This window comes from Microbispora rosea, from assembly GCF_900156315.1.
Lineage (GTDB): Bacteria > Actinomycetota > Actinomycetes > Streptosporangiales > Streptosporangiaceae > Microbispora > Microbispora rosea.
On the sequence record NZ_FTNI01000015.1, the window covers coordinates 194653 to 205267 of the forward strand.

Consider the following 10615-nt stretch of genomic DNA (forward strand, 5'->3'; position numbering starts at 1 on the left):
TTAGGAGCCAGGCGCTAGGAGGCGGTGCGGGAGGCCGGGGCCATGCGCGTGGTCACCAGCCACCAGATGACCAGTTGCAGCAGGGCCAGCGACACGGCGAAAGGCGGCAGCGTCCAGGCGCCGACCCCCTGGGCGATCGCCCCGGTGAGCCAGGGGAACACCGCGCCGCCGACCACCGACACCCCGTTGATCAGCCCGATGGCGGTGGGCACCAGCCGGGCCACGGTGAGCCGAGGCGCCACGGCCATCGTGGTGGGGAAGATCGGCCCGAGCCAGAAGCCGAGCAGCACGAAGCTGACGCTGGCCATCGCGGAGCCCGGCACGAGCCAGGCCAGCATCGTGCTGAGCGTGACTCCGGCCAGGCAGAGGAAGGTCATCCCGGTCGCGGTCATGCCGAGCCGGGTGGCGATCGGGCTGATCAGGAAGCGGCCCAGGGTGAGCCCGAGCCAGTAACCGGAGACGGTGTATCCGGCCAGCAGGTCGCTCTGCCCATGCTCGTCGACCAGGAAACTGAACCCCCAGTTTCCCACGCTGATCTCCAGGCCGACGTACACGGCGAGGAACACCGCGCCGAGCAGGACGGCGGGCTGCCGCGACGCGGTCGCCAGCAGACCGGAACGCTCCGCCTGTTCCTCGGCCGTCGCGGGCGGCGGGGCCTCACGGGCGGGCAGGGTCAGGTAGAAGCCGATCAGCAGCGGCAGGCAGACCAGGGCCAGGATCAGCCACACGGCCGTCCAGGGCAGGAAGGTCAGGATCCAGGTGGCCAGCAGCGGCCCGAGCAGTGCGCCGACGCCGAAGAACGCGTGCAGGCGGTTGAGCAGCGTCGTCGCCTTGGGCAGGTCGGTGAGGTAGGCGTTCAGCACCGATTCGAAGATGCCCGTGCCGTACCCGGCCACGATCTGGGCCACCAGGAAGGCCAGGAACGGCGGGCGCACGGCCGTGAAGAGGCCGGCCAGCGCGAACGTGCCGCCGCCGAGGATGAGCGAGGCCCGGATCCCGAGGCGGTGGATCAGCGGGCCCGCGGTCGAGCCGGACAGCATGAACCCGGCGGAGAAGGCGAAGAACTGGGTGCCGATCGTGGCCTTGTCGAGGCCGTAGTCGTCGATCTGTGCCGGCAGCAGCACCCCGCCGACGCCGGAGCTCAGGCCGACCAGGATGAAGGTGACATAGGAGAGCGCGACCGGCGCCCACACCTCGCGCCGCACTGCGGACACCTGACCTCCCGCGTACGAGCAGCCTTCCGGCCACCCGGCATGCGGGATCGGCCGTATCCGTGATCAACGGTCATCCCGTTTTCCGGCGACATGTTACTTGGTGTGCCTGTTGCTCCCATAGAGGTTTACCGGGGGTTATCGTCGCAAGGTGACGGATCATGCGAGGGTTCAGGTCAACGGCGTCGGGATCGCGTACCGGACGTACGGTCCGGACGACGCCCCGCCGCTGATCCTGCTGCACGGCCTGGGCGAGGGCATGGCCGGCTGGGACGGCGTGGCCGGCGCGCTGGCCGCCGACCGGCACGCGTACGCCCTGGACCTGCGCGGCCACGGCGCCAGCGACTGGCCGGGGGACTACGGCCTGGAACCGATGCGCGACGACGTCCTCGCCTTCCTCGACGCGCTGTCGCTCGGCCCGGTGGACGTGATCGGCCACTCTATGGGCGGCGTCGTCGCCTACCTGCTCGCCGCGGAGCGGCCGGGCCGGGTGCGGACGCTGGTCCTGGAGGACGTCCCGCCCCCGGTGCCGCGCGACCCGCCCCCGCTCGTACGGCCGGAGGGGCCACTTCCGTTCGACTGGGCCATGGTGGAGGCGGTCAGGCCCCAGATCGACCACCCCGACCCGGCCTGGCTGGGACGGCTGAGCCGGATCACCGCCCGCACGCTCGTGATCGGCGGCGGGCCGGACAGCCACATCCCCCAGGACCGGGTCGCCGAGATGGCCCGGCGCATCCCCGGCGCCGCGCACATCACGATCCCGGCCGGGCACCTGGTGCACGAGAACGCCCCCGACGCCTTCGTCCGCGAGGTCACGGCCTTCCTCGGCCAGAGCGAGGCCACGGCCTAGAGCACGGCTAGGCCGTGGGCGGCAGGGAGAAGACGGCGAACAGGGCGGGGTCGCCGAACACGACGTTCCGCGCGATGCCGTCCTCGGCGATCGCGAGCACCTGGAGCGAGTGGGCCCGGAAGACGCCGTCGCCGCCGTCCAGGTAGGCCGCGAGCGCGGGCTGCCCGTTGGCGCGCGTCGGCACCATCCGCCAGGGTCCCCGGGTGGCGCAGACCCAGCGGATGAAGCCGCCGAACGCCTCCCGCCCGGAGAACCACGAGAGGAACGGCGGCATCTCCAGGACGGCGTCTTCCCGCAGCAGCCGCTCCAGGGCCTCGACGTCGGCCTTCTCGAACGCCGCGACGTAGCGGTCGAGCAGGTCGCGGCAGGCCGGGTCGTCCGGTTCGAGAAGGTCGTCCTCCGCGGGAGCCGCCTGGGCGAGCTGGGCTCGGGCGCGCTGCAGGGCGCTGTTGACCGCCGCGACCGAGGTCTCCAGCAGGCCGGCGACCTCGCTCGCCCGCCAGGCCAGGACCTCGCGCAGGATGAGCACCGCCCGCTGCCGCGGCGGCAGGTGCTGCAGGGCCGCGACGAACGCCAGCCGGATCCCGCCTCGCGACGCGACGACCGCGGCGGGGTCCGCCAGCGCGTCGGGGACGGGCTCCAACCAGGTCACCTCGGGCAGCCGCCGTTGCGGTCCCGCGTCCGGGTCGTCGGACGGGCCGGTGAGGCCGGACGGCAGCGCCCTGCGCCCGCGCTGGTCGAGCGCCGTGAGGCAGGCGTTCGTCGCGATGCGGTAGAGCCAGGTGCGCGGGGAGGCCCGCCGCTCGTCGTAGTCGCCGGACGCCCGCCACGCCCGCAGCATGACCTCCTGCAGCAGGTCCTCCGCGTCGTGCACCGAGCCGAGCATCCGGTAGCAGTGCGTCATCAGCTCACGCCGGTAGGGCCCGGTGATCCGCTCGAACTCCTCGTCACTCCACATTCGTTCTCCCGCGTCGCGTGGCCGTCACCGATATCTACCGCCGCGCCGGGCCGGACTCATCGGTCGCCGATGAGTTTTCCGGCCGGTCCCGGTACGTACCGGCGAACCCACTGCGGAAGGACACGAAGTGACACTCAGCCATACCGTCCGCCCCGCGCCGGCCCGTGCCGGGCGGCCCTGGCCGATGCTGGCGGTGCTGCTCGCCGGCCAGTTCATGGGGCTGCTGGACCTCTACATCGTCAACGTGGCGATCCCCAGGATCGGCGCCGACCTGGGGGCGTCCGGCGCCGCGCTGCAACTGGTCGTCGGCGGCTACATCATCGCGTACGCGACCCTGCTGATCACCGGCGCGCGGCTCGGCGCGCTGTACGGCAGGCGTCGCATGTACGTGATCGGGGTCGCGGGCTTCACCGCGGGCTCGCTGCTGTGCGGGCTCGCGCCCGACGCCGGGACGCTGATCGCCTTCAGGTTCGTCCAGGGAGCCGCGGCGGCGGTCATGGTCCCGCAGATCATGAGCGTGATCCAGACCAGGTTCACCGGCAGGGCCAGGGCCACCGCGCTGAGTGCGTACACCGCGGTGCTCTCGGCCGGTTCGGTCGCCGGGCTGGCGCTGGGCGGGGTGCTGGTCGGCGCCGACCTGGCCGGCACCGGCTGGAGGCCGGTGTTCCTCGTGAACGTGCCCGTGGGCGTCCTGCTGACGCTCGTGGTGCCCCGGCTGGTGCCGGCGGACGCGCCGCCGGACGCGCCGTCGGACGGAGCGCGCGGCCGGCGCCGGCTCGACCTGCGGGGCCTCGCGGTCGCGCTGCCCGCCACGCTGCTGGTCGTGCTCCCGCTCGTGCTGGGACGGGAGGCCGGCTGGCCCGTGTGGACGTACGCGTCGTTGGCCGCGGGGATCGTGCTCGCCGCCGTGTTCGTCGTGGCCCAGCGCCGTACGGCGGCCCGGGGCGGCGACCCGCTGCTGAACCTGGACGTGCTGCGCGCGGCCGGCATGCCCTCGGGGCTGACGACGCTGATGGCCCTGATGGTCGCCTACGGCGGGTTCCTGTTCACCTTCGCCCTGCACCTGCAGGGCGTCCTCGGGGAGAGCCCGCTGCGTGCCGGGCTCACGTTCCTGCCGATGGCGGCGGCGTTCGGGCTGGGCAGCTTCTACTGGCGCGGGCTCCCGGGGCGGATCCACCACCTGCTGCCACCGGCGGGGCTGGCGCTCAGCGTCCTCGGCACAGCGGCTCTGGCCGTCTCGGTGACCGGCGGCCCGGTGATGTGGGCCGCGCTGGTGGTGTACGGCGCGGGGCTGGGCGTCTCGACCAGCCTGCTCACCCACGCCCTGGTTCACGTGCCGCCCGCCCGCGCCGCCGACGCGAGCGGCCTGCTCACGACGACCATGCAGTTCGGCCAGCTCGGCGGCGTGGCGGTGTTCGGCGCGGTGTTCCTCGCCCTGGCCGACCCGCCGCGGCCGGAGGCCATGGGCGCGACCGCCTGGTGGCTGGCGCTGGCCGCGGCGGCGGGCGCGGCGGGCGCGGTCGCCCTGGCCCGCGCCGCACGGCCCCGGCCCGCGTGACCGCAGGCCGGACGGATCCGCGGGATCGGCGCCGGACCCTCGCGCCGATCCCGCCCGCGTACCGCTGCGGGTGTCGTCCATGACTCCAGGGACACGGCAGGCGTTTCCCCCCTTGCATCCGGCGGTGTTGCGTCTCCTGCGGACGGCCTTTGCCATGGCGGCGTTACCGTGTGGATGTACGCCCTGGGGAGTGATCCGCCATGCCTGACGGCCGACAGCTTGCGGACCGCGTGCTGGACGCGGTGAACGCGCATGACCTGGACCGGCTGTCGAGGTGCTACGACCGGCACGCCGTCCTGGTCACCCCGCTGGGCGTGTGCGAGGGGCGCGAGCAGATCCTCGGCTACTGGGAGAGCCTGTTCAAGGGCTTCACCGACATGGCCCTGACGGTCTGGAACAGGGTGGAGTGCGCCGACCCCGGCTTCAGCGAGTGGATGATGACGGGCACGCACACCGGGTCCTTCGCGCTGCCGGACGGTGTCGTGGGCGCGAGCGGCCGGCGGATCACCGTGCGCGGCTGCGGGGCGTGTCACGCGAAGAACGACCTCGTGGTCGCCCACCGGGACTATTTCGACCTGCTGGAGCTGTACTACCAGCTCGGGTACTCGCTCGTCCCCGACTAGCTAACCACCCCCCGCTTTCGGGTGATTTATGGCGGTTTACGTAGCCTGAAAGTCTGGGAGAGGGGAGGCGTCATGCCCGATCCAGCGGACGCGACCGTGTTCTTCGTGGGAAACGCCACCATGATCATCCGTTCTCACGGGTTCACTGTGCTGACGGATCCGAACTTCCTGCACCAGGGGCAGCGAGCCCATCTCGGCTGGGGGGTGAGCACCCGCCGCCGCACCGAGCCGGCGATGGAGGTCACGGAGCTCCCGCCGCTGGATCTGGTCGTGCTGTCGCACATGCACGGCGACCACTGGGACAGGATCGCCAGGAACGGCCTCGACAAGGACCTGCCGATCGTCACCACCCGCCATGCGGCGGCCCGGCTGCGCCGCCAGGGATTCGGCCACGCCGTCGGCCTGGAGCCGTGGGAGTACCACCACGAGCGCCACGGGGACGGCACGCTTACGGTGACGGCCACGCCCGCCCGGCACGCGCCGGGCCCGGCGAACTCGCTGATGCCGCCGGTTATGGGGAGCGTGCTCGACTTCGCGCACGCGGGCGAGGTGGACCTGCGCCTGCACATCAGCGGCGACACGATCATGGACGAGTGCCTGTCGGAGATCCCGCGCCGCTTCCCCGACATCGACGTCGGCATCGTGCACCTCGGCGGCACGCGGATCCTCGGCGTCACGGTGACCATGGACGGCGCCCAGGGGGTGGAGTGGCTCAGGCTGATGCAGCCGGAGTCGGCCCTGCCCATCCACTACGACGACTACGCGGCGTTCGCCTCCCCGCTGAAGGACTTCCAGCAGCACGTGCGGCGTGCGGGGCTGTCGCACCTGGTCCACTACATCATGCGCGGCGAGACCTACCGCCTGCCCGTACGGCAGGCCGGCGCACGGCCGCACCGCCCGGTCGTCGGGCCCGGCTGACAGGGTTGAGTCAAGGCCTATTGACAGCCCGTACGGTAAGGGTGTTGCCTTAATTCAAGCTCTAAAGCTTGCGTGAAGCGCTGGACCACTCCGGCGCGCGCCCGCACACTCGGCGACGGCGCGGGCCGGAGATCCTGCTGGCATCCCCCCACCAACCGGAGATCTCCATGCGCAAACCCCGGCTCCTCATCATGGCCGCGGCCGTGGTCGTCACCCTCAGCGGCCTGGTCGGCGGCACGGGCGCCGACCGGGCCGAAGCCGCCATCGGCCCCGTCACCTGGTCGGACGAGTTCAACGCCGCGGCGGGAACGCCCGTCGACGGCTCCAAATGGAAGTTCGACACCGGTGGCGGCGGCTGGGGCAACAACGAGCTGGAGTACTACACCAACTCGACCCGCAACGTGTACCACGACGGACAGGGACACCTCGCGATCACCGCCCGCAAGGAGAACCCGTCCAACTACCAGTGCCACTACGGCACCTGCCAGTACACCTCCGGCCGCATCCTGACCGCCGACAAGTTCAGCCAGGCGTACGGTCGCTTCGAGGCGAGCATCAAGATTCCCAAGGGTCAGGGCATCTGGCCGGCGTTCTGGATGCTCGGCGGCGGCAACTGGCCGAACACCGGCGAGATCGACATCATGGAGAACGTGGGCAACACGCCCAACACCGTCTACGGCACGGTGCACGGCCCCGGTTACTCCGGCGGCAGCGGGGTCGGCGGCAACCGGACGATCGGCGCGCCGCTCGGCGACGCCTTCCACACCTACCGCGTCGACTGGTCGCCCAACCTCATCGTCTGGTACCTGGACGGCTCGGAGTACTTCCGCGTCACGCCGGCCGACATCCGCGGCAACCAGTGGGTCTTCGACCACCCGTTCTTCCTGATCCTGAACGTGGCGGTCGGCGGATACTGGCCGGGCAACCCCGACTCCACCACGTCGTTCCCGCAGACGATGCTGATCGACTGGGTCCGCGTTTCCGGCTGGACCAGTGACGGGGGAGGCGGGACCGGCGGCGCGCTGAAGTCCAACCTGAACGGCCGCTGCATCGACATCCCGAGCGCGAACCCCGTCGACGGCGCCCGGCTGCAGATGTACGACTGCAACGGCACCGCCGCCCAGCAGTGGACGATCAACGGCGACGGCACGGTACGCGCGATGGGCAAGTGCATGGACGCCGCGGCGGCCGGCACCGCCAACGGCACGCCGATCCAGCTCTACACGTGCAACGGCACCGGCGCCCAGCGCTTCACGCTCACCGCGGCGGGCGACCTCGTCAACACCGCAGCCAACCGATGCGTGGACATCGTGGACGTGAACCCCAACAACGGCGCACGCCTCCAACTGTGGGACTGCACCGGCGGAGCCAACCAGAAGTGGACCCGCGGCTGACCGCGTGACCGGCGTGAGAGGCCGGGCGTCATCCGGCCTCTCACATTTTCCGTGTCGCTGTCGTTCACGGGCTCACCGCCAGGAGCAGGAAGGCGGCGCACAGCGTGAGATGCACGCCCGCCTGCAGAAGGCCGGCCCGGCCGGGCATCACGGTCAGCGTCGCCACGACGACCGTGAGGCCGAGCAGCACGATGTGCGTCGGGCCGAGCCCGAGCAGCAGCGGCCCCTTCAGCCACAGCGATGCGACGGCGATCGTCGGAATCGTGAGACCGATGCTGGCCATGGCCGAGCCGAAGGCGAGGTTCATGCTGACCTGCACTCGGGCCCGCCGAGCCGCGCGTACGGCGGCGAGGGTCTCCGGCAGCAGCACCAGCAGCGCGATCACGACGCCCACCGCCGACTGCGGGAGGCTCGCCGCGCGTACGGTCGCCTCGATAGCCGGAGACTCGACCTTCGCCAGGCCGACCACCGCGACCAGCGCGCTCAGCAGCAGTGCCGAACTGCCCGCGGCGGCCCGTGTGGTCGGCGGTTCGGCGTGGTCGCCGGACTCCACCGGCAGGAAGTAGTCGCGGTGCCGCAGGGTCTGGGTGAGCACGAACAGGCCGTACAGCACAATCGAGGCGAGCGCGGCGAACGCGAGCTGGGCCGGGGCGAAGGCGGGCCCGGGGCTGCTGGTGGTGAACGTCGGCAGGACGAGACTCAACGTGGACAGGGTCGCGACGGTGGCCAGCGCGCCTCCCGTCCCCTCCGCGTTGAACATCGCCACCCGCCGCCGCAGCGCCGCGACCAGCAGCGACAGGCCGACGATCCCGTTACAGGTGATCATCACGGCGGCGAACACGGTGTCGCGGGCGAGCGACGACGCGGCCGGCCCTCCGGACACGGTGAGGCTGAGGATCAGGGCCACCTCGATCACGGTGACCGCCACGGCGAGCACGAGCGACCCGAACGGCTCGCCCACCCGATGGGCGATGACCTCGGCGTGGTGCACGGCCGCGAGCACGGAAGCGGCGAGGAAGAGCGCCGCGATCACCACGACGACGGGAGGAATGGTCCGGCCCCACGCCAGCGCGAGCACTGCCACAGCGAGGATCGGAACAGTCGCGGTCCAGGTGGTGGCCAGTCGGCGGAAGAGCAGGATCACACGCTGTATCCTGCCCAAATAGGACGAACGGTATAAAAATCTCGGTTCAGAGCTGCTTGAGCAGCCAGCGGGGACCGGCGACCATGGCGCCGAGGGCCGTCACCCGTTCGCGCAGCCCTCGGTCGGCGGTGACGACAAGGGTGGTCTCCCAGGGCCGCACGTCGCGCACCGCCTCCACGATCGTGTCGTCCCCACTGCCTCCGGCCACCATGACCGTCAGGTCGCCGGTCACCGGCCCCGGGTCGGCGGCGCGGGCCGCCGCCCCTTCGAGCACCACGACCATGCGCGGGAACCATCGGGTCAGGGCCGGCACGCCTTCCGGCATCTCGCCGATGCCCTGCTCGCAGAGCGGGACCAGCTCGTTGAGCAGGCGGTTCGCGGCGCCCGCGCGGTCCTTCCACCAGCCGTGCTCGGCCCGCGCACCGATGATGTTGGCCATGTCGAGGACGACGACCACCGGGCTCAGCGCGGGCCTGATTCTCGGCCACGAGTCGGCGAAGCCGGGGTGCAGCTCCTTCGACACGACCTCGTCGGCCGCCACCCAGCGCATGTCCGCGCTCTCGCCGCTGGCGGGCGCGGCGTCGAGCAGCCCCCCGGCCTCCGCGATCACCGTCTGGAACGACCAGCCGCCGTGGTCGTCGACGTAGAGTCCGCGCACCCGGACGAGGTCGGAGTCCAGCGCCGCCTCCTCGCGGGCCTCGCGCAGCGCGCCGGTGACGGCGTCCTCGTGGCTGTCGCACGCGCCGCCCGGCAGGCCCCACGTCCCGCCGTGATGGCTCCACCAGGCACGCTTCTGCATCAGCACGTACGGCATGCCGTCGACCGTGTGGTGCACGGTGAGCAGGCCGGCGGCGCCGTACAGTCCCCAGTGCTGGTGTCCCAGCGCGCACAGGGCCCAGCCGTCGCCGTCCTTCGCCGTCATGCATCCATCTTGCCGCAGCCTGCCAGCACGCTCCGGTGGTCACCAGTGTTCGAGGGGGATCTCCACCCCGGAGACGAGATCGAAGAGGGTGACGCCGTCCTCGATGCGGACGACCTGGATCTGCGTCGCGAAGCGTACGTCCCGGAGGCGCGAGGCGGCTTCGTGGGCGGTCTGCGGGAAGTGGTACCGATCGGCCGCGGCGCCGTCCGGGACGGGCCGGGTCGAGCGGACCTCGAACCGGTCCGGCGGCCATGCGGGGGGAAGGGGAGTGGAGTGGTGCCAACCAGACATGTCTCTCCCGTCACGCCGTCTCCGCAGCAGTTGACCGACGGGGCCGGGTTGATCGCCAGTGCGTGACGGGGTCGTAGGCCGATCGTTATTAACCGGTAAGCGATCCTTTCCAGCCTGGAGTCCGTAGCCCGTTAGCGTTTGATCCCTCACTCGTGATTCCCCCATTGTCCGGAGAATCAGGAGATGTCATATCTGGAGAGACGCCCGCTTCCTGCGGCCGGAGGAGCGGGCGTTGTCCTCCCTTTTCTCTCCGCTTCTCGCGCCGTTCGCCGGCGCGGTGGTGGTGGTCGTTGCCCGTCGCCTGCCGGTGCATCCTCACCGGCAGGGGACGGCGCAGTCGCCGCCCTTGTTTTCCGCGTTCTCACCTGAACGTTTCACCCGCTCCCGGGCCCCGTTCGTCGTCTCCGGCGGTTTCTGTGCATGTGGGATGTGTGGTGTGCGGATAGCCGTCGGGGTGTGTCGTTGACCGGTGTTCGGCGGGATCGTACGTTGTTGCGCGGTGTTCCTGTGGATGTATGTGGTTCAGGTGCACGAAATCCCTTGTGGGGTCGGGAGTCATTCCTCGGTCAGGGGCCCTGCGCGACCTGCAAGGAGCTCGGTTGTGACAAGCAGCACCAAAACGGGCGCCGGGGTGATCGGCGCCCTGGCCGCGGTCGCCGCCCTGGCCGGTGTGGCCACCGCCCCCACGGCGCAGGCCGCCACCGGGTGTGCGGTGACCTACACGACCAACGACTGGCCGGGCGGGT

10 protein-coding genes are annotated in these 10615 nt (G+C 71.3%); 5 read left to right on the forward strand and 5 right to left on the reverse strand.

The window, feature by feature from the left end; translation table 11 throughout:
* Positions 1-14 precede the first annotated feature (14 nt).
* Positions 15-1214, reverse strand: a complete 1200-nt coding sequence (locus BXA11_RS21920) for an MFS transporter (protein WP_204053755.1) — start codon at positions 1212-1214, stop codon at positions 15-17.
* A 148-nt stretch (positions 1215-1362) separates the two neighbouring features.
* On the opposite strand from BXA11_RS21920, the gene BXA11_RS21925 reads away from it, so the two are divergent.
* Entirely contained in the window at positions 1363-2061 is a 699-nt protein-coding gene (locus tag BXA11_RS21925; RefSeq protein WP_076437309.1) for an alpha/beta fold hydrolase, read from the forward strand.
* A gap of 7 nt (positions 2062-2068) precedes the next feature.
* Here BXA11_RS21925 and BXA11_RS21930 read toward each other — a convergent pair whose 3' ends face one another.
* Positions 2069-3019 (reverse strand): sigma-70 family RNA polymerase sigma factor, encoded by a 951-nt coding sequence (locus BXA11_RS21930; RefSeq protein WP_076437312.1) that lies wholly within the window; start codon positions 3017-3019, stop codon positions 2069-2071.
* 127 nt (positions 3020-3146) lie between these two features.
* On the opposite strand from BXA11_RS21930, the gene BXA11_RS21935 reads away from it, so the two are divergent.
* The 4 genes from BXA11_RS21935 (at position 3147) to BXA11_RS21950 (ending at position 7512) form a co-directional block, all read left to right on the forward strand.
* The gene (locus BXA11_RS21935; protein WP_076437314.1) at positions 3147-4577 is read left to right on the forward strand and encodes an MFS transporter; all 1431 of its coding nucleotides are present in this window, start codon (positions 3147-3149) and stop codon (positions 4575-4577) included.
* Positions 4578-4777: 200 nt separating this feature from the next.
* Positions 4778-5200, forward strand: coding sequence for a nuclear transport factor 2 family protein (locus BXA11_RS21940; RefSeq protein ID WP_076437317.1), 423 nt, complete (start codon positions 4778-4780; stop codon positions 5198-5200).
* A 72-nt stretch (positions 5201-5272) separates the two neighbouring features.
* Entirely contained in the window at positions 5273-6118 is an 846-nt protein-coding gene (locus BXA11_RS21945; RefSeq protein ID WP_076437319.1) for an MBL fold metallo-hydrolase, read from the forward strand.
* Between the two features lie 68 nt (positions 6119-6186).
* Positions 6187-7512, forward strand: coding sequence for a glycoside hydrolase family 16 protein (locus tag BXA11_RS21950; protein WP_239105070.1), 1326 nt, complete (start codon positions 6187-6189; stop codon positions 7510-7512).
* A 64-nt stretch (positions 7513-7576) separates the two neighbouring features.
* Here the strand turns inward: BXA11_RS21950 and BXA11_RS21955 are convergent, their stop codons facing one another.
* The 3 genes from BXA11_RS21955 to BXA11_RS21965 are packed head-to-tail and all read right to left on the reverse strand — an operon-like array spanning position 7577 to position 9869.
* On the reverse strand, positions 7577-8656 hold the full coding sequence (locus BXA11_RS21955; protein ID WP_076437323.1) for a calcium:cation antiporter: 1080 nt from the start codon (positions 8654-8656) through the stop codon (positions 7577-7579).
* A 46-nt stretch (positions 8657-8702) separates the two neighbouring features.
* A complete protein-coding gene (locus BXA11_RS21960) occupies positions 8703-9578 on the reverse strand; it encodes an NUDIX hydrolase (protein ID WP_030510953.1) in 876 nt (291 codons plus the stop codon).
* A 39-nt stretch (positions 9579-9617) separates the two neighbouring features.
* Complete coding sequence (locus BXA11_RS21965) at positions 9618-9869, reverse strand: hypothetical protein (protein WP_076437325.1); 252 nt, start codon at positions 9867-9869, stop codon at positions 9618-9620.
* Positions 9870-10615: the final 746 nt, after the last annotated feature.

Bases quoted from the DNA above. Each gene is read 5' to 3' on its own strand.
- BXA11_RS21930 (WP_076437312.1), bottom strand. From the start codon at position 3,019: ATGTGGAGTGACGAGGAGTTCGAGCGGATCACCGGGCCCTACCGGCGT.
- BXA11_RS21940 (WP_076437317.1), top strand. From the start codon at position 4,778: ATGCCTGACGGCCGACAGCTTGCGGACCGCGTGCTGGACGCGGTGAAC.
- BXA11_RS21945 (WP_076437319.1), top strand. From the start codon at position 5,273: ATGCCCGATCCAGCGGACGCGACCGTGTTCTTCGTGGGAAACGCCACC.
- BXA11_RS21960 (WP_030510953.1), bottom strand. From the start codon at position 9,578: ATGACGGCGAAGGACGGCGACGGCTGGGCCCTGTGCGCGCTGGGACAC.
- BXA11_RS21965 (WP_076437325.1), bottom strand. From the start codon at position 9,869: ATGTCTGGTTGGCACCACTCCACTCCCCTTCCCCCCGCATGGCCGCCG.